Here is a 25,962-nt window from a genome sequence, read left to right as displayed (position 1 = left end):
TCGCTCAACCAACCGATTTCCGAGAACGCACATGCCCATCGACATCCAACGCATCGACATGGATCAACTGGTTTGCTGGCGCATCCGCCGCGGCGACGCCGAGCTGCTGGTCGCCGAGCAGGGCGCGCAGGTGCTCAGCTATCGCCAGAGCGACGCGGCGCCGCTGATCTGGCTCAGCGAACAGGCGGAGTTCAAGCAGGGCCAGTCGGTGCGCGGCGGCGTGCCGATCTGCTGGCCGTGGTTCGGCGATCTGGCGCGTAATCCGCCGGCGGTACAGGCGACTTACCAGAGCGAGCAGCCCGCCCCCTTCCACGGGCTGGTACGCGCGCTGCCGTGGCAACTGGCCGAGCAACGTTGCGAGGGCGATGTTGCGCTACTCGAGTTCCGTTGCGCGCAGGCGCAGGAGCGACTGCCGGGCTGGCCCCATGCCGTCGAGCTGACGCTGCAGATTCGCCTCGCCGATCGGTTGCGGCTGACGCTAACCAGCCACAACCGCGGCGACCGGCCGGTTGCCATCAGTCAGGCACTGCACAGCTACTTCGCCGTCAGCGACATCCGTCAGGTCGAGGTCGAAGGCCTCGACGGTCGGCCCTATGTGGAAACCCTGGCGGATTGGGAGACACGTCGGCAGCAGGGCAGCCTGCGCTTTTGCGGGGAAACCGACCGCATCTACCTCGACCTGCCGGCGAGCCTCAGCGTGATCGATCACGGCTGGAACCGCCGCATTCTGCTCAGCAGCAGCGGCTCATCGTCAGCGGTGCTGTGGAATCCGTGGATCGACAAGGCGCGGCGTCTGTCGAGCTTCGCCGATGACGCCTGGCAGCGCATGCTGTGCATCGAAACGGCGAACGTCCTCGGCGATGCGTTCGAACTGCAGCCTGGCGAACAGCAAGCGATGTCGGTGGAAATCCATTCGCACAACGACGCGCTATAACAAACTTCGCCGGCATTCCGTGATGTAGTGGCCGTTTACTTGTAAGTGATCGGCCATATGTAACGAGCATATCTCGCACATTCAAAGTTACACGGAACCAAACAATCGGAACCTGCTTTCCAATTAGTTCCATCGCACCCCGATCAATCTTTTCCAATGTTAGTCGGGTCACACTTCTCGCCTTGAATGGCCCCTTTCATACGCCTAGGATGCCCACCCCATGAGGCCGCTGCGCAACTAATTGCGCAACGTGAAGTGCGCAAGAATTTGCGCAGCCTACTCGCGGAGTGTTCCTGAACATATATAAGGTGCACTCCAGAAGTTCACGGATAGAACTTGAGCGTCACGGAAGACCCCATGCATTCCAGCGCACTTAGCCAGCATTATCTGGAACTCGCCAGAAAGCCGGTCAATGACAGCAATTTCGCCGGTGACGATATTCGTTACAGCAGCGAGTTCGAGTCGTTGGAAGCCGAACTGGCCAAGGCCGGAGCACTGCACCAGACCACCGGTATCGACTGGCAGAAGGTCCGCGAAGGCAGCGAAGTGCTTCTCGCTTCCCTGTCCAAGGACCTGCGCGCCGCCGCCTGGCTGACCTGGAGCCTGTTCCAACGCGAATCCTTCGCTGGGCTGCAGGCTGGCCTGAGCCTGCTGCACTACCTGTGCAGCAATCACTGGGACGAGCTGCACCCACGCAAGCCACGCACCCGCGCCGCCGCGATCAACTGGCTGCTGCCGCGCCTTGAACAGACCTTTTCCGAAGACGTGCCGGTCGGCGAACAGCTGCCGCTGTTTCGCAGCCTCGCCGAGCAACTGCATGCGCTGGAGCAATGCCTGTCCGACCATCTCGGCGAAGACGCACCGCTGCTGCTGCCGCTTTGCCGCCAGCTCGACGGCATGGTCAAGCGCGCCAGCTCGGGGCAACCGCAGCCCGGGACAGTCGGCGCAGCCATCGCCCAGGTGAAGCAGGTCGCCAGCCAGGTCTTCGCCCCCGGCTCACCGATCGAGAACGACAAGGAAGCGCTCAAGGCCCTGCGCAACCTGCAGGAGCAGGCGCGCCCATTGACCGCCTGGTGGCTCAAGCAACGCACCAGCGATCTGCGCCCCTTGCGCCTGGCGCGAACCCTGCTCTGGCTGAGCATCGACAGCCTGCCCGAGCACAACAGCGAGCAGATCACCGCGCTACGTGGCGTACCCGCCGACAAGCTGGCCAGCTACCGCGAACGCTTCGCTCAGGGGCAGTACGCCGACCTGCTGGTGGACCTGGAAAACAGCACCGCGCGCGCGCCGTTCTGGCTGGACGGTCAGCGCTTGGCCTGGGAGTGCCTGCAGGAGCTGGCAGCCGAACAGGCCATGCGCGAGGTGGAGATTCAGCTCGCGCTGTTCCTGCAGCGCCTGCCGCGCCTGGAGGAGCTGCGCTTTCACGACGGCACCCCGTTCGCCGACGCCGAAACCCGCGCCTGGATCAGCGGGCAGGTCATGCCCCATGTGCAGCCTGCCGCCGCGAGACAGGAAGAGCCGCCTGCTACTGGCAGCGTGCAGCCGAGCTGGGAGCTGGCGTTGCAGGAAGCGCTGCCGCTGTTGCGCAAGGAAGGCCTCAAGCCTGCCGTACAGCAGCTTAAACAGGGCCTGGCTCGCGCCCGTGGCGGTCGTGAGCGCTTCTTCTGGCAATTGAGCCTCGCCCGCCTGTGCTACCAGGCCAAGAAATACGAGCTGGCCAAAACCCAGCTCGAAGCACTCGACCAGCAGCTCGAGGCCAGCGGCCTGGGCAGCTGGGAACCCGATCTCGCCCTCGAGGTACTGCGCCTGCTGCACAGCTGTTGCGAGCTGCTGCCGCAGAACCACGCCGTGCGTGAAAGCAAGGATGAGATTTACCGCAGGCTGTGCCACCTCGATCTCGAAGTGGTGCTGGATTAACGCAAAGGAGAACACCATGGCCAAAGAAGGCTCGGTTGCACCCAAGGAACGCATCAACGTCACGTTCAAGCCGGCCACCGGCAACGCTCAGGAAGAGGTCGAGCTGCCCCTCAAGCTGATGGTGCTGGGCGATTTCACCCAGCGCGCCGACGACCGCAAGATCGAGGACCGCAAGCCCATCGCCATCGACAAGAACAGCTTCGACGAGGTCCTGGCCAAGCAGGAGCTGAACCTGACCTTCGGCGTGCCGAACCGTCTGCAGGACGAGCAGACCGATGACGAGCTGGCCGTACAGCTGCGCATCAATTCGATGAAGGACTTCAACCCGGCCAATCTGGTCGAGCAGGTTCCGGAGCTGAAGAAACTGATGGAGCTGCGCGACGCTCTGGTCGCCTTGAAAGGCCCGCTGGGCAACGCTCCGGCCTTCCGCAAGGCCATCGAAAGCGTACTCGCCGATGACGACTCGCGTGACCGCGTACTCGGCGAGCTGGGCCTGGCGGCCAAAGAGAAGCTGGACGCCTGATATCACCGACAAGGAAGCACATCTACATGACCACTAGCGCAGCCGCCGTCGAGCACGGCAACCCCCTCGCCGAAGGCGGCATCCTCGACCGCATCATCGCCGAAACCCGTCTGACCCCGGACGACGAGGCCTACGACATCGCCAAGCGCGGCGTCTCGGCCTTCATCGAAGAACTGCTCAAGCCGCAGAACGAAAACGAGCCGGTGAAGAAGGCCATGGTCGACCGCATGATTGCGGAGATCGACGCCAAGCTCAGCCAGCAGATGGACGAGATCCTGCACCACCCGCAGTTCCAGGCCCTGGAGTCCTCCTGGCGCGGCCTGAAACTGCTGGTGGATCGCACCAACTTCCGCGAGAACATCAAGCTCGAGCTGCTCAACGCCTCCAAGCAGGACCTGCTCGATGACTTCGAGGACAGCCCGGAGATCGTCCAGTCCGGCCTGTACAAGCACATCTATACCGCCGAATACGGCCAGTTCGGCGGCCAGCCGGTCGGTGCGCTGATCGCCAACTACTTCTTCGACCCCAGCGCGCCCGATGTGAAGACCATGCAGTACGTCGCCAGCGTCGCCAGCATGTCCCACGCGCCCTTCATCGCCGCTGCCGGCCCGAAATTCTTCGGTCTGGAAAGCTTCACCGGTCTGCCGGACCTGAAGGATCTCAAGGATCACTTCGAGGGCCCGCAGTTCACCAAGTGGCAGAGCTTCCGCGAGCAGGAAGATGCCCGCTACGTCGGCCTGACCGTTCCGCGCTTCCTGCTGCGCAACCCCTACGATCCGGAAGACAACCCGGTGAAGAGCTTCGTCTACAAGGAAAACGTCGCCGGCAGCCACGAGCACTACCTGTGGGGCAACACCGCCTACGCCTTCGCCAGCCGCCTGACCGACAGCTTCGCCAAGTTCCGCTGGTGCCCGAACATCATCGGCCCGCAGAGCGGTGGCGCGGTCGAGGATCTGCCACTGCACCACTTCGAGAGCATGGGTGAGATCGAAACCAAGATCCCGACCGAGGTGCTGGTTTCCGACCGTCGCGAGTACGAGCTGGCCGAGGAAGGCTTTATCGCCCTGACCATGCGCAAGGGCAGCGACAACGCCGCCTTCTTCTCCGCCAACTCGGCGCAGAAGCCGAAGTTCTTCGGCAACAGCGAGGAAGGCAAGACCGCCGAACTGAACTACAAGCTCGGCACCCAGCTGCCCTACCTGTTCATCGTCAACCGCCTGGCGCACTACCTGAAGGTGCTGCAGCGCGAGCAGATCGGTGCATGGAAGGAGCGCACCGACCTCGAACTGGAACTGAACAAGTGGATCCGCCAGTTCGTCGCCGACCAGGAGAATCCGAGCTCCGAAGTACGCAGCCGTCGTCCGCTGCGCGCCGCCCAAGTCAACGTCAGCGACGTCGAGGGCGAACCGGGCTGGTATCGCGTCAGCCTCAGCGTGCGTCCGCACTTCAAGTACATGGGCGCGGATTTCACCCTGTCGCTGGTTGGCAAGCTGGACAAGGAATAAGCACTTGAACGGATACGGCAGCCTCTTCGAACGCCTCGGCGGTGACGCCGCGCGACGTTCCGGCTGGAGCCGCGAGGTCGCGGCAATGGCCTCGGTGGCTGCCCATCTGGCCAAGATGCTCAGCACCCGAGCGGGCAGCGTGCAGACGCTGCCCGACTACGGGTTGCCCGATCTCAACGATATGCGCCTGTCGCTGCACGACTCGCTGCAGCAGGCGCGTATCGCCATCGAGCGCTTCATCGAAGCGTACGAACCCAGGTTGACCCAGGTGCGCGTACTGTCGCTGCCGCGCACCCACGACCCACTGACCCTCGCCTTCACCATCGAAGGCCTGCTGGAAGTGGATGGCCTCAAGCGCCAGGTCAGCTTCTCCGCCAGCCTGGATGGCAGCGGACAGGTCAAGGTCCAGTAAGGAGACAACGGATGTCCGGCAAACCCGCAGCCCGCCTCGGCGACCCTACCGCCTGCCCGAAGACGGGCCACGGCACCAACCCCATCGCCGCCGGCTCGCCCGACGTGCTGTTCGACGGCCTGCCGGCCGCACGCATGGGCGACGCTTCCGCCTGTGGCGGAGCGATGGCCAGCGCGGTAATTTCCAACGTGCTGATCGATGGCAAGCCGGCGGCGGTGGTGGGCAGCGTGGGTAGCCACGGCAATTCCGTGACCGCGGGTTCGGGGACTGTAGTGATTGGGACCAGTGGGGGGGGCGCGGCGTTTACGGCTCCGCAGCCGCTGACCTTTGGGCGGGTATTCGACGAGCAGTTTCGTGTGCTCAGCGACGAAGGCCAGCCGCTGGCCAATGTCCCTTACTTCATCCGCGATGCTGCAGGTAACACCTACCAAGGCTTTACCGATACCGCCGGAAGAACACCTCGCATCGCCACCCCGAATCAGCAAAGCCTGTTTGTTTCGGTCGGCGTGCATGCCTTGGAACAGTGGGGACAGGTATGAGCCAGTACCAATGCACTGCCGAAACCAGCCAACAGCCAGGATCGACACGTGACTTGCCTGGCTATCTGATGCCGGCACGAGTATTTTTTTTCGTAATCGTGGAAGAGCCTGGAAAGGACGGTTTTCTGGTTCGCAAGATCTACGCCTCGGGGAATAGTCCGTACCTGCGTAATATGCAACTGTCTCCCCTGCAGAGCCTGAGTGAATTGCACCCCGAGCGCTACGGGCTGATGCCGAAGAACCCGGGAGCGGGTGCCAGTATCGCGGAGCATGTGCTCGGCAAGAACCAATCCCCCTTCATCTCGACCAGCTCAATCTTTCCGCAAGGCTCGCCACGCTTTGATGGGCGCAGCATCTTCATTGATATGCACAAGGCCCGGCAGGCTGGAGCTCGCCTGGTATCGACCGAAGAAATCCTGCGCGACCTGGCCGCATACAAAGCCCAGCATGTGCACCTTGCAAAGCGGATCGACAAAATTTCCTCGTATGTTCGGGACATCGACAAGGAGGTTCTGGTTCACGGCAAGAAGGTCCCTGCTAGCGCGATCTTCACCCCTGAATCCCTGCAAACAACACAGGGCATCGTGAAAGGCGCCCGTGTTGTTCAAGTACTGGGTATTGCCTTTACCGCCTACGACCTGACAACGGCAACACAGGAGTCCATTCGTGTCGGTAATGCCAAGCCGATAAGCGCCGAAGCTATCCGGCAGGCCGGCGGATGGGGAGCGGCATGGGCCGGCTTCAAGGTTGGAGGTGCAGCCGGTGCCGCATTAGGCGTTGAAACCGGCCCCGGGGCCATCGTTACTGGCCTGATTGGCGGCATCGTAGTCGGCGCGGCCGGCTATTTCGGCGCTGACTGGGTCGCCGACCACATTTATGAGAATTGAGCATGAACCCCTTTGCATTTCTGCGCCGCAAGCGCTCGGCTGAACAGGTTCTTGAAGGCCGTGACTCCGAGCTTCAGGAGTTAGTACCTATCTACCCTGCCCTGGATTTAGCGCTGCCTGCACAGGATCAGCATTATCCGATAGCCATATCGCTAAAAGCAGATGGCCTCGGAGCCTATCTGCTGGATGTGCATTTAGGACCGGGACGTCTCACCCAAATCGAGCAACTGATAAAGCGTCTTGGTTTTTGCCAAAAACTGCAGACCGTCTCATTCGAAACTTTTTCTCGTGAAGGAAAGACCGGCAAAAGCGAAGCCGTTTCGATTCAAAAAGAACCCCTGGGTAACGGCACGACCCTGCTGTTGATCAGCAACAGCATTGAGCTCCTGCAGAACCTGCCTGACTTGGCGCCACCACTCCCCTGGGATGTGTTCCCGGAGGTAGATGCAGACGGGCTAGGAGCCCTACAAGGCAGCCTCGAACACTGGTGGAACCACTACTGGTGGCCTTACTGGATGAGCCTTACTCCGCAGCAACATGAGCATTGGCTGGGTAATGCCAGCCATCGGCATGGCTGGTGCGAGTACATCAGGCTACAAGCCGACCTCAACAACAATGAAGCGCAATAGGCGCCCCTGCCATTCATGGAAGAGCAAATCAGTGTGCCCCTAAGCGAGTTTTCACTATTTGTTGGTGCGCTCAACGCTCCCATATTTCTTCTAGCCAACAGACGCTGACTGCGCACTCAAGGAATGAGGCCTGATGTCCTTCAACCATTACTACCAGAGCGAACTGACCGCCCTGCGCCAGCTGGGCAAGCGCTTCGCCGAGCGCAGCCCGGCGCTCGCGCCGTTCCTCGGCCAGGCCGGGCGCGACCCGGATGTCGAGCGTCTGCTCGAAGGTTTCGCCTTTCTCACCGGGCGGCTGCGGCAGAAGCTCGATGACGAGCTGCCGGAGCTGACCCACTCGCTGATGCATCTGCTGTGGCCGAACTACATGCGTCCGCTGCCGGCTTTCAGCATGCTGCAGTTCGATCCGCTGAAACGCCCCGGCCCGGCGCTGACGGTGCCGCGCAACACCCCGGTGGAATCCAATCCTGTGCAGGGCGTCAGCTGCTGCTTTCGTACCGCCTATGCCACCGAGGTGCTGCCTCTGGCGTTGCAGGCGCTGGAGTATTCGGTCAAGGGCACCGGTGCGCTGCTCAGCCTACGCCTGCAGATGAGCGCCGATGGCAATCTTGGCGAGATCGGCCTCAGCCATCTGCGCCTGCACCTGGCGGGCGAGCCCTATATCAGCCAGCTGCTCTACCTCAGCCTGTTGCGCCATCTGGGCGGCATCGAGCTGGTGCCGCTGAACGAACAGGGCCACCCGCTGGCCGGTCCCGATGGCCGACCGCTGACGCCCTTGCAGCTCACCGCCAAGCAGGTCGAACCGGTGGGATTCGCCGAGGATGAGGCGCTGATCCCCTACCCGCTCAATACCTTCCGCGGTTATCGCTACCTGCAGGAATATTTCGCCTTCCCCGACAAGTTTCTCTTCGTCGACCTAAAGGGCCTGGAGATCATTCAGCGCATTCCGGACGACCTGCTCAAGCAGGCCCGCGGCCTGGAGCTACGCTTCGACATTCACAAGGCCGGCGTGCAACGCATCCGCCCGACGCGGGACAACGTGCGCCTGTACTGCACGCCGGTGGTCAACCTGTTCCCGCACGATGCCATCCCGATCCGCCTGGACGGCAAGCAGGACCAGTACCTGCTGCTGCCGGCCGAGTACGACGCGCAGCAATGCGGCGTGTTTTCGGTGGACCGGGTCACCGGCTGGAAACCCGGCGGCATGGGCTACGAAGAGTACGTGCCGTTCGAATCCTTCGAGCATGATCCCAGCTTCGATGTGCCGGTGGCGCGCCCGCACTACAGCGTGCGCCAGCAACCTTCGCTGCTGGGCGAAGGCCAGGAAACCTGGCTCAGCTTCGGCCTGCGCAACCTCGACCAGCACGAGACGCTGTCCATCGAGCTGACCTGCACCAACCAGAACCTGCCGCGCCAGCTGAAGCTCGGCGACATCTGCAAGCCCTGCGAAGACACCCCGGAATTTCTCAGCTTCCGCAACATCTCGGCGGTCACCCCGAGCTACGCGCCGCCGCTGCAGCGCGACTATCTGTGGAAGCTGATCAGCAACATGTCGCTGAACTACCTGTCGCTGGCCAACGTCGAGGCGCTCAAGGTGATCCTCGAGACCTACGACCTACCACGCTATTACGACAAGCACGCCGACAACGTCAGCCGGCGGCGCCTCGGCGGCCTGACTCACATCGCCCACCAGCACGTCGATCGCCTGCATCGCGGGCTGCCGGTGCGTGGCGTACGTACCGAACTGACCATGAACCAGGACGGCTTCATTGGTGAGGGCGATCTGTTCCTCTTCGCCTCGGTGCTCAACGAATTCTTCGCCCTCTACGCCAGCCTCAACTCGTATCACGAGCTGCGCGTGCAGAGCACACAGGGAGAGGTGTACCAATGGACGCCGCGCATGGGTCAGCAACCGCTGCTCTGAAACCGCTCAACCGCGGCATCCGCGAGTACAGCCTGTTTCAGGGTGTGCTGCTGGTGCTCGATCGCCTGCGCCAGCTCAATCCCGGGCTGGATGACGAGGCGCTCTACGAGCGCCTGGAACTCCAGGCCAACCCGAGCCTGGGCTTTCCCGGCAGTGATATCGAGCAGGTGCAGTTCTTCCAGGAGCACGCCGAGTGGCGCGCGCGCCTGCGCATCAACCTGGTCAGTCTTTTCGGCGCCGGCTCGCCGCTGCCGGCCTTCTACGGCGAACAAGCGCTTGGCGACAGCGAGGACGGCAACCCGACCCGCGACTTCCTCGACCTGTTCAACAACCGCCTGCAGCGCCTGCTGCTGCCGATCTGGCAAAAGTACCGATACCGCGCCCGCTTCACCAGCGGCGCCCATGACCCCTTCTCGGAGCAGCTGTTCGCCCTGGTCGGACTCAGCGGCGAGGCCATCCGTAGCGCGCCGGAGCTGAACTGGAAGCGCCTGCTGCCCTATCTCGGCCTGCTCAGCCTGCGCGCGCACTCGGCAGCATTGATCGAATCGGTACTGCGCTACTACTTCAAGCACGCCGAGTTGAACATCGAGCAATGCCTGGAGCGCCGGGTGGAAATCCTCGGCGAGCAACGCAACCGTCTCGGGCTGACCAACAGCCAGCTGGGCGAAAGCCTGGTGCTCGGCGAGCGGGTCCGCGACCGCGGCGGCAAGTTCCGCATCCATATCCGCCAGCTGGACTGGAATCGCTTCCACGAATTTCTGCCCATCGGCAGCGGCTACCAGCCGCTCTGTGCGCTGGTGCGCTTCACCCTGCGCGATCCGCTGGATTACGACCTGCACCTGGAGCTTCGCCCGGACGAGATCCGTGAGCTGCGCATCGGCGCCGACAACAACTGCCGCCTCGGCTGGACCAGCTGGCTCGGACGCGACCGCGCCGACGGCTTGGTCACCCTGGGCAGCAAGACTCATTAAGGAAGATGAAAATGATCAACGTTGACTTACAGCAACTGGTGCAAGCCCTGGATGCCCCCAGTAAACAGGATCTGGAAGGCGCAGCCGAACGCTGCGTGGTACGTGGCGGCAGCAAGGTTCTCGTCGAGGACCTGCTGCTCGGCCTGCTCGAGCGTCCCGATGGACTGCTCAAGCGAGCCTTGCTGGATGCCGAAGTCGATACCGGCGCACTGGCGCAGGCGCTGCAACCGCGAGGCGAGCGCAGCGAGTCGCGCAACCCGGTGTTTTCCACCGAACTGGTGCAATGGCTACAGGATGCCCTGCTGGTGGCCAGTCTGGAACTCGGCCAGAGCCAGATCGACCAGGCCGCACTGATTCTCGCGCTGCTGCGCAATCCGCTGCGCTATGCAGGCAGTCATTACCAGCCATTGCTGGCCCGGCTGGATGCCGAGCGCCTGCGCGACTTCGCCCTAAGCCAGCAGCCTCAAGGCAGCACTGGCAAACCTGCCGCCGGTGGCGAGTCGAACCTGGCGCGCTTTACCCACAACTTCACCCAACAGGCCCGTGACGGCAAGCTCGATCCGGTGCTCTGCCGCGACTCGGCGATCCGCCAGATGATCGACATCCTCGCCCGGCGGCGAAAGAACAATCCGATCGTGGTCGGCGAAGCTGGGGTCGGCAAGACCGCCATCGTCGAAGGCCTGGCGCTGCGCATCGTCAGCGGGGAAGTGCCTGCGGCACTGAAGGGCGTCGAGCTGCTCTGCCTGGACCTCGGCCTGCTACAAGCCGGTGCCAGCGTGAAGGGCGAATTCGAACGCCGTCTGCAGGGCGTGATCGACGAGGTGAAGGGCTCACCCAAGCCGATCATCCTGTTTATCGACGAGGCGCACACGCTGATTGGCGCCGGCGGCCAGGCCGGCAGCGGCGATGCGGCCAACCTGCTCAAGCCGGCACTGGCACGCGGCGAGCTGCGCACCATCGCTGCAACGACCTGGAGCGAGTACAAGAAATACTTCGAGAAGGACCCGGCACTGGCCCGGCGCTTCCAGCCGGTGCAGCTGCACGAGCCGAGCGTTCCGGAAGCCGTCACCATCCTGCGCGGGCTGGCGCCGGTCTACGAAAAGAGTCATGGCATCTACCTGCGCGATGATGCGGTCACGGCCGCCGCCGAGCTGTCGGCACGCTACCTGGCCGGTCGGCAGCTGCCGGACAAGGCCGTCGACGTGCTGGATACCGCCTGCGCGCGGGTGCGCATCAGCCTCGCCGCCGCGCCCGAGGCGCTGGAACGCCTGCGTGGTGAGGTCGCCGAAGGCGAGCGCCAGCGTGAAGCCATGCGCCGCGATCTGGCCGCCGGCCTGCCGGTCGACACGGCTGCCCTGGAGCGGCTGGAGCAACGCCTGATCGCCGCGGGGGACGAGATCGAGCTGCTCGAATCTCGCTGGTCCAAGCAGCGCCAGCTCGCCGAGCGCCTGCTCGACCTGCGCAAACGCACCGCCGAAGCCCGCAACGATGCGAACGAGGATGGCGAGGCCCTATCGCTCGATGAGCTGGAGGCCGAGCTGCGCGCCGTGCAGACCGAACTTGCCGCAGCCCAGGCCGAGCAGCGACTGGTCAGCCATGAGGTCTGCCCGCGCCTGGTGGCCGAGGTGATCAGCCACTGGACCGGCGTGCCCCTGGCGCAGCTGGCCCGGGAGCACAACGCGCAGGTCGCCAATTTTGCCGCCGATCTGCGCGCCCGGGTGCGCGGTCAGGAACAGGCCGTAGAAGCGCTGGATCGTGCCATGCGCGCGGCAGCGGCCGGGCTGAACAAGCCCGACGCTCCGGTGGGCGTGTTCCTGCTGGTCGGCCCCAGCGGCGTCGGCAAGACCGAAACCGCCCTCGCCCTGGCCGACCTGCTGTACGGCGGCGAGCGTTTCCTCACCGTGATCAACATGTCCGAGTTCCAGGAGAAACACAGCGTTTCCCGCCTGATCGGCGCACCTCCGGGTTACGTCGGCTACGGCGAAGGCGGCATGCTCACCGAAGCGGCGCGGCAGAAACCCTACTCGGTGATCCTGCTCGACGAGGTGGAGAAGGCGGATCCAGACGTGATGAACGTCTTCTATCAGATCTTCGACAAGGGCGTGGCTAATGACGGCGAAGGCCGCGAGATCAACTTCCGCAACACCCTGATCCTGATGACCAGCAACCTCGCCAGCGAGCGCATCGCCAGTTTCTGCAGCGCCGGGCAGCGGCCGACGGCCGAGGACCTGGAACTGGCCATCCGTCCGCAGCTGTCGCAGCACTTCAAGCCGGCACTGCTGGGGCGCATGCGCGTGGTGCCCTATTACCCGATTGCCGGCGCAGTGCTCGACGAGCTGGTCGCGCTCAAGCTGGCACGCTTCGGTGAGCGACTGCAGCGGCGCCAGCTGCAGTTCAGCCATTGCCCGGCGCTGGTCACGCACCTCGCCGAGCGCTGCGGCGACAGTGACAGCGGTGCGCGCCTGATCGACCATCTGATCGAGCAGCACCTGCAACCACTGGTGGTGGACCGCCTGCTCGTTGCCATGGCCAGTGACGAGCCGCTGCAGCGGGTGCATGCCACGCTGGATGGCGACGGCGCGCTGGTCTGTGAGTTCGCCTGAGATGTCCGCGATGTTCAATCAGGTGCCACAGCCGCTGCGCTATGCCGAGGCCCTGCTGGGCCGTTTCGCCGGGCTGGCGCGCGCGGCGAATGCCGACAGCCTGCTCGGTGGGCTGGTGGAAACCGCGGCGCAGCTGAGCGATTGCCAGCTCAGCCAGCTCTATCTGCTGGACGCCACCCATACCCGCCTGACGCTCTCGGCCGAGTGGCACAACGGCCTGTTGCAGCCACGCGAAGCCACCAGCCTGCCGAGCGATTACGACGGCGAGCAGCTGCTGCAATACTGCCTGTGCCAGAACCAAACCCTTTGCCTCAGCGAACTGGACAGCAATCTGCACGCTTCGGGCTTCCTGCCGGACAGCCCGACGCCCTGGCGCAGCCTGCTCTGCCTGCCGCTGCAGGGCGAGCAGCAGCGTGTTGCCGGCCTGCTGCTCACGGCCAGTACCGAATCGCGCGAGCTGCACGGCTTCAGCGGTTCGCTGGCCCAGCTCGGCGCCTTCGGCCTCGCCCAGCTGCATCTGCTCCAGCGCCTGCGTACACCCGGGAGCACCGCACCGCCCGCCGCACCGGTCAGCCCCTGCGCCAGCGGTTACGGCCTAATCGGCGACAGCTCGCGCATGCGTGCGGTCTACCAATTGATCGGCAAGGTGCTGCACAGCCCGGTCAACGTGCTGCTCACGGGAGAAACCGGCACCGGCAAGGAACTGGTGGCGCGCGCCATTCACGATTGCGGGTTTCGCCGCAGCAAGCCCTTCATCGTGCAGAACTGCGCCTCGCTGCCTGAGCAACTCTTGGAAAGTGAGCTGTTCGGCTACCGCAAGGGCGCCTTCACCGGTGCCGACCGCGACCGCAGCGGCCTGCTCGATGCGGCGAACGGCGGCACGCTGTTCCTCGACGAGATCGGTGACATGCCATTGCTGCTGCAGGCCAAGCTGTTGCGCGTGCTGCAGGAAGGCGAAGTGCGCCCGCTGGGCTCCACCGAAACCCACAAGGTCGACGTGCGCATCGTTGCCGCCACCCACCGTGACCTGCGCAGTCAGGTGGAAAACGGGCTGTTTCGCGAGGATCTGTTCTACCGCCTCTCGCACTTCCCCATCGAACTGCCGCCGCTGCGCGAGCGTGAAGAGGACATCCTGCGCCTGGCCCGGCATTTCGCCGACAAGGCCTGCGCGTTTCTCCAGCGCGATCTGTGTCGCTGGTCCGACGCCGCGCTCGAGCGTCTGGCAGGCTATGCCTTCCCCGGCAACGTGCGGGAATTGAAAGGGCTGGTGGAGCGCGCCGTGCTGCTCTGCGAGGGCGGTGAGCTACTACCGGAACACTTCAATCTGCATGTGGAGGCGAGCCTGGACAGCAGCCTGAACCTGCGCGAACGCATGGAGCGGGTCGAACGCAGCCTGCTCATGGATTGCCTGCGCAAGAACGGCGGCAACCAGAGCCAGGCCGCCCGCGAACTCGGCCTGCCGCGGCGCACGCTGCTGTATCGCATGGAACGGCTGAATATCAGCCCGGCCGATCTCTGATGCAGCACGGACGCCCAGGCACGCGCCGCATCGGCGCCGACATCCGCAACCGCGCGGGCATATCTGACCGTCTGCGCGTTTCGGCAGCATCCGGCGGGTGTTCTGTGAACCGGATCACCTGCCAGACACCACAACTGAACTTCAATGTGCCGCCCGTGTCGCGCCGCCAGGCGCACCTCGCTCCCCACACACGACTTCAAGGAGGAAATCGCGTGCCCGTGCGCTATTACGCCCTCGTTTCGCTCATCGCCGCCGCGCTGCTCGCCGGTTGCTCCGGCAACTACAAATTCGACGATGACCACTATCGCCCGCTGGGTGATCCGCAAGCCTTGAATCGCGGCCAATAACCGCAAGGAGCGACACGACCATGGAACTGGTCTTCGATATGGTAGGCGCCCAGCAATTCGTGCCTGGGCTGCTGACCACCAAAACCTTCAAGCAGGCCGGCGGCGTGATCGGCCGGGCCGAAGGTTGCGACTGGGTGATCCCCGATCGCAAGCGTGTACTTTCCGGACGCCACGCGGTGATCAGCTATCGCGACGGCGCCTTCTTTCTCACCGATACCAGCAGCAACGGCATCCAGCTCAAGGACAGCGGTGCCAGCCTGGTCAAGGGCCAGCCGCAGCGCATCGAGCATGGCAGCGTCTACTGCCTGGGCGATTTCGAGATCCGCGCCCGGCTGATCCAGGATCCGGCGCTGTTCGAAGGTGACATCGGTCGTCCGCAGCCGGCTGGCAGCATCATCCCCGACGATGCCTTCCTCGACCTCGATCCGCTGATCGCGATGGAACAACAGGAGCGCATCTACGCCGAAGTCGACGACCTCACCCTGGTAGCGCCACAGCGCCAGGCGCAGCAACAGCGCGACTACGCACGCATCGACATGGAAAGCCTGCCGTTGCCGGAGCTGGTCATGCCGCAGGCAGCACCGCAAGCCAAGGGCGAAGCCGAGCCCGAACGACTGCCGCAGGGGTTCTGGGCGCGTTTCGGCGAGGCGCTGGGCATCGATCTCGACGATCTCGACGAGGACCAACGCCAGGCCTTGGCGCTGAATGCCGCCCGCCTGCTCAAGCAAAGCGTGGCGGGCCTGCAGCAGAGCCTGCGCACCCGCAGCGAGCTGAAGAACGAGCTGCGCCTGGCGTTGACCACTGTGCAGAGCGCCGGCAACAACCCGCTCAAGCACAGCGCCGATGCGAGCGAGGCCCTGAACGCCCTGCTGCGCGGTGGCAAACCCGGCCAGCTCAGCGCCGAACAGGCCGTCGGCCGCGCCTTTCGTGATCTGCAGGCGCATCAGGTGGCACTGCTGGCGGCCAGCCGCGCCGCCGTTCACGAGATGTTCGAACAGCTGGCGCCGGAGCAGCTGGCGCTGCGTTTCGAACGCGAAGGTCGCAAACCGCTGCTCGCCACTGCCGGCAGTCGCTGGCGCGCCTATCGCCGCCTGCATCACAGCCTCGGCCAGGATGCCGACTGGAGCGAACGCCTGTTCGCCCGCGACTTCGCCAAGACCTATGAGGAGCAGGTGCGCCTGATCGCCACGCTCGATTCCACCCATCAAGGATGATCCCATGCCTCGTCGCATCACCCTGGCCATGCTGGCCTCGCTGCTCGTGCTGGGCGGCTGCTCGGCGCTGTCGCCGTACTCCAAGCTGACCAAGCTCGACCTCGAACTGCACGGCAGTGACCGTCTCAACCCCGACCTCAACGGCCGGCCTTCGCCGATCGTGCTGCGCCTGCTGGAGCTCAAGCATCCGGTGGCGTTCGAGAACGGCGACTTCTTCGCCCTCTACCAGCGGCCCAAGGAAGCCTTGGCGCCGGACCTGGTGACCTCCGAGGAACTGGAACTGCGTCCCGGCGAAAGCCGTGAGCTGAAGCTCTCCGTGCAGAACGGCAGCCGCTACGTCGGCGTGCTGGCCGCCTACCGCGACCTGCCGGAAGCCAGCTGGCGCTACGTCATCGCGCTGCCGCCGCAAGAGCGCACCCGCATCGCCCTGAGCCTGGACGAGCGTGGCATCGCGCTGTTCGACCCGCTCGCCGAAGAAGGAAAATAAGCATGAGCCTGCACAAGGTTGTCTGGCAGGAAGGCATGCTGCTGCGCCCGCAGCACTTCCAGCAAAGCGATCGATATTACGATCACCAACTCAAGACGCGCACCCAGAAGCTGAGCAGCTATGCCTGGGGATTCTTCAATCTGGAGATCGACCGCCAGTTCCTCAACATGGGCAAGCTGGTGCTCAGCCAGGCCAGCGGCATCCTCCCGGACGGTACGCTGTTCGAGCTGGGCAGCGAGCGCGAGCCACTGGCGCTGGACATTCCGCCGAACACCGGCAGTACACCGGTATACCTCGCGCTGCCACTGGTTACCGGCAACCACATCGAAACGCGTCGTCCCGAACAGAAGGATGTGCTGGCGCGCTACACCGCCCATGAGCTGGATGTCGCCGACTCCAATGCCGGCGACAGCAGCACCAGCCAGGTCAGCACCGGCCTGCCGGATTTTCGCCTGCTGCTGGGCGAGCAGCAGAGCGACCAGGCCTACGTGAAGCTGCAGCTGTGCGAGGTGCTGGACACCACGCCGGACGGGGTCATCAGCCTCGACCCCGAGTTCATTCCCACCTACGTCAACTTCCAGGCTTCGGGCTACCTGCTGTCCTGCCTGAAGGAAGTGATCAGCATGCTCGCCCACCGCGGCGATACCCTCGCCGAGCGCATCAGCGCCACCGGCAAGGTCGGTGGCGCCGAGGTCGGCGACTTCATGATGCTGCAGCTGATCAACCGTCACGAACCGGTGCTGCGCCACTACCTGGGCGTGGAGCAGGTGCATCCGGAGCAGATCTACCGGGATCTGCTTGGCCTGCTCGGCGAGCTGGCGACCTTCTCCAGCGAGAGCAAGCGCCCGCGCCTGGACGGTCGTTACCAGCACAGTGATCAGGGCGCGAGCTTCCGCAAGCTGATGGACGCGATCCGCCAGGTATTGTCGATGGTGCTCGAGCAGCACGCCATCGAGCTGCTGCTGCAGCAGCGTCAGTACGGCATCCAGGTATCGCCGCTGCATGACCACAAGCTCCTCGGCACGGCGTCCTTCGTGCTCGCCGCCAGCGCCCAGTGCGATTCGGAAACCCTGCGCACGCGGCTGCCGGCGCACCTGAAGATCGGCCCGGTGGAGCGCATCCGCCAGCTGGTCAACCTGCATCTGCCGGGCATCCGCCTCAAGCCGCTGCCGGTGGCGCCGCGGCAGATCCCCTTCCACGCCGGCAAGACCTATTTCGCGCTGGAGCTCAACGCCGAGGACCAGGCGCAACTGGAGCGTTCCGGCGGCTTTGCCTTCCATGTGTCCGGTGACTTCGCCGGGCTCGAACTGAAATTCTGGGCGGTCAGGGATTGAGCGACATGATCAAGGAAATGGATTACGGACAGGACGACCGCACGGTCATCGTCAATCGAGCGGGAGAGGCCCCGGCGCAGAGCCCGCTGACCGACTTCGACAGCCCGCCGCGCTTCGAGCAGCTGGAGGAGCGGATGATCTACGCCGCCCGCCTGCGCCCGGCGGAAACCTTCAACATCAGCCTCAACCCGCTAGTGGCCGCCGCCTCGCCGCTGCTGTCGGAAGTGGTGCGCTTCAAGCACAGCCTGGAAAGCGAAGACCTGCAGGCCCTGCACGGGCAGTTGAGCGGCGCGATCAAGCTGTTCGAGCATCGCGCGCTGCATGACGGCGCCGAAAGCAGCCAGGTGATGGCGGCGCGCTACGTGCTCTGCACCGTGCTCGACGAGGCCGTGGTGACCACGCCCTGGGGCAACGAGAGCGAATGGTCGCAGATGAGCCTGCTGTCCTCCTTCCACAACGAAACCTTCGGCGGCGAGAAGTTCTTCCAGCTGCTCGAGCGGCTGTCGCGCAACCCAGTCAAGCACCTGCCGATGCTCGAGCTGATGTACCTCTGCCTGTCCCTCGGTTTCGAGGGCAAGTACCGCGTACTGCCGCGCGGCATGCTCGAACTGGAAGCGGTACGCGACAGCCTCTACCGGCAGATCCGCCAGATGCGCGGCGACATCCCGCGCGAGCTGTCGCCGCATTGGGAGGGCCTCAAGGACACCCGTCGGCGCCTGGTGCGCATCGTGCCCTGGTGGATGATCGCGCTGTTCACCCTGGTCTGCCTCGGGGTGATCTACGGCGGCTTCGCCTGGGTGCTCGGCGAACAGCGCGAGGCCGTGCTGCAACCCTATCGAGTGCTGGACATGGATGCCGGCGGTTCCACCTTTTCAGGGATGAAATGAGATGAAGACGTTCTTTGGCAAGCTCGGCGCCGTGCTGCGCCGGACCTGGGTCTGGAGCCTGCTGCTGGTCTTGCTGCTGGCGGTTGTGGTGTGGTTCGTCGGGCCGCTGCTGGCGGTCGACGACTACCGCTTCTGGGAATCCTCGACCGCCCGCCTGCTGAGCATCAGCGTGCTGTTCCTCGGCTGGGGCCTGGCCATGGTCTTCGCCAGCTGGCGCGCCAGCGCGCGCAAGAAGCGCGACGCCGAGGATCAGGACGTTCAGGAACAACTGCGCCGCGACGGCCTGATCGGCGAAGAGCAACAGGAGCTGCGCCATCGCTTCAAGCAGGCGCTGCGTACCCTGAAGACCTCCAGCCTCTATCGCGGGCGCAGCGAGAAATGGCGCAGCGAGCTGCCCTGGTACCTGCTGATCGGCCCACAGGGTAGCGGCAAGACCAGCCTGCTGGATTTCTCCGGGCTGGATTTCCCGCTCAACCGCAGCGAACAGCAGCGCCTGACCAAGGATGTCTCCGGCACCCGCTTTGCAGACTGGTACTTCGCCGATCATGCCGTGCTGATCGACACCGCCGGCCGCTATCTGACCCAGCCCGACGCTGCCGTCGACGGCAGCGCCTGGGACACCCTGCTCGGTCTGCTGCGCAGGCGTCGTGCCCGTCCGCTCAACGGCGTGCTGGTCAACCTGCCCGTGGACCAGCTGCAGGGCGGCAGTGAACTGGAGCTGGAGAACCTTGCCCGCCAGACCCGTCAGCGCCTGCACGAGATCCATCAACGTCTGAGCGTGGACGTGCCGGTCTACCTGGTGCTGAGCAAGGCCGATCGGATTCTCGGTTTCGACGAGTTCTTCGAGCAGCTGTCGCGGGAGGAAAGCGACCAGGTGCTCGGCGCGAGTTTCCGCAAGGAACAGAATGGCAGCGACGCGCAGGTAGTGCGCCAGGAGTTCGAGGAACTGCTACGCCGGCTTAACAGCCAGGTGATCCTGCGCATGCATCAGGAGCGCGATACCCAGCGCCGTGGCCGCATCCTCGACTTCCCCCATCAGCTGGGGCAGATCGGCGAGCATCTGAGCCTGTTTATCGAACTGGCCTTCGCCGGCAACCGTTACCAGCGTGCCAGCCAGCTGCGGGGCTTCTACCTGACCAGCGCGCCGCAACTGCGCGAAGGTCTCGACCCGCTCACCGCCGGCATCGGTCGTCAGCTCGGCCTGGCCAGCAGTGCACTGCCAACCTTCCGCAGCGGCCGTGCGCGCTTCATCAATCAGCTGCTCAGCCGGGTGATCTTCCCGGAAGCCGAACTGGCGGGCCTCGACCAACGCGAGGTACGCCGCATCGACTGGGGCCAGCGTGCCCTCTATGCCGGCGCCTTCGGCTGCCTGCTGCTGATCGGCGGCGCCTGGGCGTTGAACTTCTCGGGCAACCATGAGCGCCTGGAACAGCTGCGCGGCATCGCCCAGCAACTCGGCAGCGAGCGCAAGACCATCGACGCGGGAGACGAGGCGCTACGTACGCTCAAGGCTCTGGACGCGAGCTATGCGGCGACCGAGGTGTTCCCGCCGAAAGATGAGGTGTCCTGGCTGCGCCGGGGCGGCCTGTATCAGGGCGAGGCGGTCGACCCTACGCTGCACGAGGCCTACCGCCGCGATCTGGAGAAACTGCTGCTGCCACGTGTCGGCCGGCAGCTGGAAGCGCAGATTCGCGCCAACCTGAACGACCGCGAGCAACTGCTCGGCAGCCTGCGCGCCTATCTCATGCTGAACCTCGCCGAACGCCGTGATGCGGCGTTTCTCAAGGACTGGCTGGCCGCCGACTGGTCGCTGCGCCATCCGGGCAATGCCTTGGCGCAGCAGGGGCTCAACACGCACTTTGCGCGCCTGCTGGAGGAATCCTTCGCGCCGTATCAGCTGAATGAAAAACTGGTGGCCAAGGCCCGCGCCCAGTTGCGCAGCGAATCGCTGGCGGCAGTCATGTACCGCATGCTGCGCGACCAGGCGCGCAACCTTCCCGACTATCGTCTGAACACCCAGCTCGGTCCGCAGGCATCCCTGTTCGTCGGCGGCGACTATGCGATTCCCGGCTTCTATACCCAGCGCGGCTATCACAAGCTGTTCGTCGCTCAGGGCGCCGATCTGGTCAGTGAGATCCTGCGCGACAACTGGGTGCTGGGCGAAGGCGACAGCCTCAGCACCAAGGACCTGGGCCGCCTGCTGGTGGAAATGGAACAGCTTTACTTCCGTGACTACGCCGCGCACTGGAGCGAGGCGATTGCCCAGCTGAACATTCTCCCCGCCGGTGGTGCGGCGCAGGGTGCCGCGCAGCTCGCCGGGCTCACCGCCGCGAACTCGCCGCTGCTGCAGCTGCTGCTGGAAATACGCGAGAACACCCGGTTCGCCGGTCTGGTCGAAGCGACTGCCGGGGCCGGCGAGCTGGCCGAAGCGGCGCAAGGCGCCGGCGGCAAGCTCGGCAAGGCAGCCAAGCTGGCAACCGCCGCCGCCGAGCAAGCCCAGACCGCACTGCTGAAGAACATGCCGGACACCGCGCGCAGAACCCTGGAGCGACGCTTCGCGCCGCTGCACCAGCTGCTCGACGAGAACGGCGCGCCCGGCCCCGAGTTGAGCGCCAGTCTGCAAGCCCTCGACGCCCTGCAGCTGCAGCTCGCTTCCCTGGCCCATGCCAGCGCCCCGGAACAGGCCGCCTTCGAGATGGCCAAGGCACGCATGGGCGGTCAGCGCGACGCCATCAACCAGCTGCGCAACAGCGCTGCACGGCTGCCGCAGCCGCTGGGCAAATGGCTGGGCCTGCTGGCCGAGGACAGCTGGTCGCTGGTACTCAGCGATGCCTACCACTACCTCAACCAGCGCTATCGCAACGAGCTCTATGCCAGCTATCGCGGTGCCCTGCGCGAGCGCTATCCGTTCAGCGCCCATAGCGCCAGCGACGTCGCCCTCGCCGACTTCCGCGAGTTCTTCAAGGCCCAGGGCCAGGCGGACAGCTTCTTCGAGCGCTACCTCAAGCCTTTCGTCAGCGGCAGCGCCGGCCAGTACCAGCTGCGCCGAGTCGATGGCCGCGGCCTGCCGCTGTCCGAGCAGTTCCTTGCACAGATGAGCCGGGCGCAGACCATTCGCCGCAGCTTCTTCGCCGAGAACCCCAACGAGCCGCTGATCCTGTTCAAGCTCGAACCCTATTCGCTGGATTCGAGCCTCGGCCGGGCCGACTTCCGCTTCGGCAACCAGCAGATGGAATATCGCCACGGGCCAATCGTGCAGACCGCGTTCCGCTGGCCGGCCGAAGCCGACGACGGACGCACCAGTCTGGTAGTGGAGGAACTCGGCGGCCGTCGCGTGGGTATCGAGAAGAACACCGGGCCCTGGTCGCTGTTCCGCCTGATCGACCTGATGCAGGTCGACTACCACAGCGGCCGCGACGTGCTGATGCTCAAGGCCGATCTCGGCGGTCTGCGCGCCAACTATCTGCTGCATGCGCAGCGCTCGCCGAATCCGTTCGACCTCGCGCTGCTGCGCGGCTTCAAGCTGCCGGCGACGCTGTGATGAACGCAACGGCGTGCAGCTGGCGCAGCGCGGCGCGCACCGACACCGGCAAGGTGCGGGCGCGCAACGAAGATGCCTTCCTCGACCGGCCGCAGACGGGGCTGTGGGCCGTGGCCGACGGCATGGGCGGACATCAGAACGGCGCGCTGGCCAGTCGCCTGATCGTCGAGCAGCTGGCTGACCTTTCCGCAACGGGCGACCTGCCGGAGCGGGTGCTGGCGCTGCGGCGTTGCCTGCACGAGCTGAATCGCCGGCTCAGCCAGGAACTGACGGTCACCGCTGAACGCCCCGATCCGGTGATCGGCAGCACCGTGGTCGCCCTGCTCGTGGAGGATGACCGCGCGGCATGCATCTGGGCCGGCGACAGCCGCTGCTATCTGTGGCGCAGCGGGCGGCTCTATCAGCTATCGCGGGATCATTCGCTGTTGCAGCAGCTGCTCGACGAGCAACAACTGAGCCCCGAACAAGCAGCCAGGCACCCTGCGGCCCATGCGCTGACCCGCGCCATCGGCGCCAGCGAAGAGCTAGAGCTGGAAATCCTCGAGTTCGCCGTGTTTCCCGGTGACACGCTGCTGCTGTGCAGCGATGGGCTTCATCAAAGCATGTCCGCCGATGCCCTCGGTGCGGCACTCAGCCTGCCATCCACACACCTGGCACTGGAACGCCTGTTCCGCCAGGCATTGAAGGGGCCGGCACGGGACAACATCAGTGCCGTGGTGATCCGCCGATGAACGCACCGCAACTGCAGGCCAGCGACCTCACCTACTTTGCCCTGGCGTCCACCGCAGCCACGCCAGCAGCGGTCGAACCAAAGGCGGTTCCTGGCGAACTGCCGGACGTACTCGGAGGCCGCTACCGGATCGAGCGCCTGCTCGGCGTCGGCGGCATGGGTGCGGTCTATCGCGCCCGCGATCTGCTGCGCGAACAGCTCGGCGATCCGGAGCCCTACGTGGCGCTGAAAACCCTCAGCGAGGATTTCGCCGAATACCCCGACGCCAGCGCCCTGCTCTACAGCGAGTACGCACTGACCACGCGCCTCAGCCATCGGCATGTGGTGCGCCTGTACAACTTCGATATCGACCCGGCGAGCCAGCGCGCCTTCATCACCCTGGAGCTGCTCAAGGGGCCAACCCTCGACCAGCTGCTGTGCGAGCGCCCGCAGGGCATGCCCTGGAGCGAACTGCAGGGCATCGCGTTGCCGCTGCTGGACGCGCTGAGCTATTCCCACAGCCTGGGCGTGCTGCATGGCGACCTGAAGCCGAGCAACGTGATGCTCGCCGATGACGGCCTGCGCCTGTTCGACTATGGGCTCGGACAACCGCTCGAAGGGCTGCTCCCCGGTCTGCCGCGCCTGTGCCGCACGCGCTTCGCCGCCTGGACGCCGCGCTATGCGGCACTCGAGCTGCTCGACGGGGGCGAGCTGACCGCCAGCGCCGACATCTATGCGCTGGCCTGCGTGCTCTACGAACTGGCCAGCGGCAGCCACCCTTATCGCCGGCTCAGCGCTCGCCAAGCCAAGGCGATGGAACTGGACCGCACCCTGCAACGCCCGCCGCAGCTGCCCCCGCATTGCTGGCCGGCGCTGCGTCTGGCGCTGGCATTCGACGAAGCGCAGCGCAGCATCGATGCAGCGGGCCTGCTGCAAGCCTTCAGCCGCCCCGCGCCGAGCCGCCTGCAGCGCTGGTTCGGGCACTCCCATGGATGACATCAGGACAAGGAAAGCCCCATGTTCAACGCGGCTAACGAAACCCACTTCAGCCTGACGCTCGAAGGCGTGGAGCACGATCTGCAGGTCCTCGCCTTCAGTGGTCGGGAAGCCATCAGCCAACCGTATCGCTTCGACCTCGAGCTGGTCAGCGAGCTGCCTGATCTGGATCTGCAGGCGCTGCTGCATAAACCTGCCTTTCTCGCGTTCGACCCCGCCGGCATGGGTATCCACGGCTTGGTCCACCGCATCGCCCAGGGCGAATCGGGCAAGCGCCAGACCCGCTATCGGCTGACGCTCGTACCGCAGCTGGCTTACTTAGCGCACCGCACCAACCAGCGCATCTTCCAGCACCTGACGGTGCCGCAGATCGTTGCCCAAGTACTCGAGGAACACGGTATCCAGGCCGATGCCTACCGCTTCCAGCTCGGCCCGGTGATCTACCCAGAGCGCGAATACTGCGTTCAGTACGACGAAACCGACCTGCACTTCATCCAGCGCCTGTGCGAGGAAGAGGGCATCCATTACCACTTCCAGCACAGCGCGAACGGCCATGTGCTGGTTTTCGGCGATGACCAGACCAGCTTCGCCAGACTCGGCCAGCCGACCGCCTATCTGCAGGACAATGGCATGACCGCCGACGAGCCGGTGATCAAGCGCTTCGCCGTGCGTGTCGCCACACGCACCAGCCGGGTCAGCCGTCGAGACTATGATTTCGAGCAGCCCAGAGTATTGATGGAAGCAGCCTATCGCGGCGAGCAAGCGGTGAACGCCATACCGCAGCCCGATCTCGAGGACTACGACTACCCTGGCCGCTTCACCGAACGCGCCCGCGGCAAGCACCTGTCGCAACGCGCACTGGAGCGCCATCGCCACGACTATCGCCTGGCCGAGGGTGACAGCGACCAGCCGCAGCTGATCAGCGGTCATCTGCTGGAGATGTCCGACCACCCACGCCGGGAATGGAACGACCTCTGGTTGCTTACCGAAGTGCTGCACGAAGGCAAGCAGCCGCAGGTATTGGAGGAGTCAGTCACCAGTCATGTCGATAGCGGTGACAGCTTCGTCCAGGGCTACCGCAACCACTTCAGCGCCACCCCCTGGGACATCCCCTTCCGCCCGCCCCTGAAACATCCGAAACTGAAAGTGCTCGGTAGCCAGACCGCCGTGGTCACCGGACCTGCCGGCGAAGAGATCCATTGCGACGAATACGGACGGGTGAAGGTCCAGTTCCACTGGGACCGCCACGGCCAGGCCGACGACAAGACCAGCTGCTGGTTGCGCGTCTCCTCCAGCTGGGCTGGCGACCGCTATGGCGGTATCGCCATCCCGCGCGTTGGCATGGAAGTATTGGTGACCTTCCTCGAAGGCGATCCCGATCAACCGCTGGTGACCGGCTGCCTGTACCACAAGGAGCATCAGGTCCCCTACGACCTGCCGGCGAACAAGACCCGCACGGTGTTCAAGACCCTGAGCTCGCCGGGTGGTGGCGGCTACAACGAACTGCGCATCGAAGACCGCAAGGGCGCCGAACAGATCTACATCCACGCCCAGCGCGACTGGGACGAGAACATCGAGCACGACCAGAAGATCCGCGTCGGCCACGAACGTCACGACACGGTGGAGGCCAACAGCTACAGCGAATTCCGCGCCGAGGAGCACCTGACCGTGGCCGGCGACCGCAAGGTGGAAGTCAAACCCGACGATCACCTCACCATCGCCCAGACCCAGCACATCAAGCTCGGCACCGCCCAGCTGACCAAGGCCGGCCGCGAGATCCACCTCAAAGCCGGGCAGAAGATGGTCATAGAAGCCGGCATCGAACTGACCCTCAAGGCCGGCGGCAGCTTCATAAAGCTCGACCCGGGCGGCATCACCGTCTCCGGCCCGCTGGCGCGGATTAACGCCGGCGGCGCACCGGGCAAGGGTTCGGGGATCAAGATCAAACCGCCAGTGCTGCCGGGCATGGCGGATAGCGACAAGGCGGGGAGCCTGTTGGAGCAGGCACTGCCGGGCGAGCCGATCAACCCAACCAGCAAACGCAAGCGCTCGCTCAGTTTCTCGGGCTAAGAACAGAGCCGGCT

21 protein-coding genes are annotated in these 25,962 nt (G+C 64.8%); all 21 read left to right on the top strand.

All coding sequences use genetic code 11. From position 1 onward, the window contains the following. Nucleotides 1–31 precede the first annotated feature (31 nt). The 21 genes from U8L64_RS13670 (at nt 32) to tssI (ending at nt 25,948) form a co-directional block, all read left to right on the top strand. Nucleotides 32–934 (top strand): D-hexose-6-phosphate mutarotase, encoded by a 903-nt coding sequence (locus tag U8L64_RS13670; protein ID WP_333398069.1) that lies wholly within the window; start codon nt 32–34, stop codon nt 932–934. 357 nt (nt 935–1,291) lie between these two features. Continuing rightward, nucleotides 1,292–2,851 carry a type VI secretion system protein TssA gene (gene tssA, locus U8L64_RS13665; protein WP_333398068.1) on the top strand — a complete coding sequence of 520 codons (1,560 nt, stop codon included), beginning with the start codon at nt 1,292–1,294 and terminating at the stop codon, nt 2,849–2,851. 16 nt (nt 2,852–2,867) lie between these two features. After that, nucleotides 2,868–3,374: a type VI secretion system contractile sheath small subunit gene (gene tssB, locus U8L64_RS13660; RefSeq protein WP_008567243.1), complete on the top strand. Its 507-nt coding sequence runs from the start codon at nt 2,868–2,870 to the stop codon at nt 3,372–3,374. 26 nt (nt 3,375–3,400) lie between these two features. Next, the gene (gene tssC / locus U8L64_RS13655; protein ID WP_333398067.1) at nt 3,401–4,879 is read left to right on the top strand and encodes a type VI secretion system contractile sheath large subunit; all 1,479 of its coding nucleotides are present in this window, start codon (nt 3,401–3,403) and stop codon (nt 4,877–4,879) included. Nucleotides 4,880–4,883: 4 nt separating this feature from the next. Next, nucleotides 4,884–5,291: a type VI secretion system baseplate subunit TssE gene (gene tssE, locus U8L64_RS13650; RefSeq protein ID WP_003303358.1), complete on the top strand. Its 408-nt coding sequence runs from the start codon at nt 4,884–4,886 to the stop codon at nt 5,289–5,291. Between the two features lie 11 nt (nt 5,292–5,302). Further along, nucleotides 5,303–5,830 (top strand): PAAR domain-containing protein, encoded by a 528-nt coding sequence (locus U8L64_RS13645; protein WP_333398066.1) that lies wholly within the window; start codon nt 5,303–5,305, stop codon nt 5,828–5,830. Continuing rightward, nucleotides 5,827–6,717 carry a hypothetical protein gene (locus U8L64_RS13640; RefSeq protein ID WP_043298700.1) on the top strand — a complete coding sequence of 297 codons (891 nt, stop codon included), beginning with the start codon at nt 5,827–5,829 and terminating at the stop codon, nt 6,715–6,717. Before U8L64_RS13645 ends, U8L64_RS13640 begins: the two co-directional genes overlap by 4 nt. Nucleotides 6,718–6,719: 2 nt before the next feature. Next, nucleotides 6,720–7,346, top strand: a complete 627-nt coding sequence (locus U8L64_RS13635) for a hypothetical protein (protein WP_333398065.1) — start codon at nt 6,720–6,722, stop codon at nt 7,344–7,346. A gap of 133 nt (nt 7,347–7,479) precedes the next feature. Next, on the top strand, nt 7,480–9,270 hold the full coding sequence (gene tssF / locus U8L64_RS13630; protein WP_333398064.1) for a type VI secretion system baseplate subunit TssF: 1,791 nt from the start codon (nt 7,480–7,482) through the stop codon (nt 9,268–9,270). Further along, nucleotides 9,234–10,241: a type VI secretion system baseplate subunit TssG gene (tssG, locus tag U8L64_RS13625; protein ID WP_333398063.1), complete on the top strand. Its 1,008-nt coding sequence runs from the start codon at nt 9,234–9,236 to the stop codon at nt 10,239–10,241. The genes tssF and tssG overlap by 37 nt, the downstream gene beginning before the upstream one ends. Nucleotides 10,242–10,246: 5 nt before the next feature. Continuing rightward, nucleotides 10,247–12,844 (top strand): type VI secretion system ATPase TssH, encoded by a 2,598-nt coding sequence (gene tssH / locus U8L64_RS13620; RefSeq protein ID WP_333398062.1) that lies wholly within the window; start codon nt 10,247–10,249, stop codon nt 12,842–12,844. A 10-nt stretch (nt 12,845–12,854) separates the two neighbouring features. Beyond that, complete coding sequence (locus U8L64_RS13615; protein WP_333398191.1) at nt 12,855–14,363, top strand: sigma-54 interaction domain-containing protein; 1,509 nt, start codon at nt 12,855–12,857, stop codon at nt 14,361–14,363. A 218-nt stretch (nt 14,364–14,581) separates the two neighbouring features. Then, a complete protein-coding gene (locus U8L64_RS13610; RefSeq protein ID WP_370518368.1) occupies nt 14,582–14,710 on the top strand; it encodes a type VI secretion protein in 129 nt (42 codons plus the stop codon). Nucleotides 14,711–14,730: 20 nt separating this feature from the next. Beyond that, nucleotides 14,731–15,924: a type VI secretion system-associated FHA domain protein TagH gene (gene tagH, locus U8L64_RS13605; protein ID WP_333398061.1), complete on the top strand. Its 1,194-nt coding sequence runs from the start codon at nt 14,731–14,733 to the stop codon at nt 15,922–15,924. Nucleotides 15,925–15,928: 4 nt separating this feature from the next. After that, on the top strand, nt 15,929–16,411 hold the full coding sequence (gene tssJ, locus U8L64_RS13600; RefSeq protein ID WP_333398060.1) for a type VI secretion system lipoprotein TssJ: 483 nt from the start codon (nt 15,929–15,931) through the stop codon (nt 16,409–16,411). Between the two features lie 2 nt (nt 16,412–16,413). Then, nucleotides 16,414–17,745 (top strand): type VI secretion system baseplate subunit TssK, encoded by a 1,332-nt coding sequence (tssK, locus tag U8L64_RS13595; protein ID WP_333398059.1) that lies wholly within the window; start codon nt 16,414–16,416, stop codon nt 17,743–17,745. A gap of 5 nt (nt 17,746–17,750) precedes the next feature. Then, nucleotides 17,751–18,632 (top strand): type IVB secretion system protein IcmH/DotU, encoded by an 882-nt coding sequence (gene icmH, locus U8L64_RS13590; protein ID WP_273526134.1) that lies wholly within the window; start codon nt 17,751–17,753, stop codon nt 18,630–18,632. A 1-nt stretch (nt 18,633) separates the two neighbouring features. Beyond that, the gene (gene tssM, locus U8L64_RS13585) at nt 18,634–22,173 is read left to right on the top strand and encodes a type VI secretion system membrane subunit TssM (RefSeq protein WP_333398058.1); all 3,540 of its coding nucleotides are present in this window, start codon (nt 18,634–18,636) and stop codon (nt 22,171–22,173) included. Continuing rightward, entirely contained in the window at nt 22,173–22,904 is a 732-nt protein-coding gene (locus U8L64_RS13580) for a PP2C family protein-serine/threonine phosphatase (protein WP_333398057.1), read from the top strand. The genes tssM and U8L64_RS13580 overlap by 1 nt, the downstream gene beginning before the upstream one ends. Beyond that, nucleotides 22,901–23,878, top strand: coding sequence for a serine/threonine-protein kinase (locus tag U8L64_RS13575; protein ID WP_333398056.1), 978 nt, complete (start codon nt 22,901–22,903; stop codon nt 23,876–23,878). Before U8L64_RS13580 ends, U8L64_RS13575 begins: the two co-directional genes overlap by 4 nt. A 21-nt stretch (nt 23,879–23,899) precedes the next feature. After that, nucleotides 23,900–25,948 (top strand): type VI secretion system Vgr family protein, encoded by a 2,049-nt coding sequence (gene tssI / locus U8L64_RS13570; protein ID WP_333398055.1) that lies wholly within the window; start codon nt 23,900–23,902, stop codon nt 25,946–25,948. Nucleotides 25,949–25,962: the final 14 nt, after the last annotated feature.

The organism is Pseudomonas sp. FIP_A4 (assembly GCF_036701605.1).
In the GTDB taxonomy this organism is placed as follows: domain Bacteria; phylum Pseudomonadota; class Gammaproteobacteria; order Pseudomonadales; family Pseudomonadaceae; genus Stutzerimonas; species Stutzerimonas phenolilytica.
The sequence above is the reverse complement of the archived record's forward strand: the minus strand, read 5'-3'. Positions and strand labels throughout refer to the sequence as shown.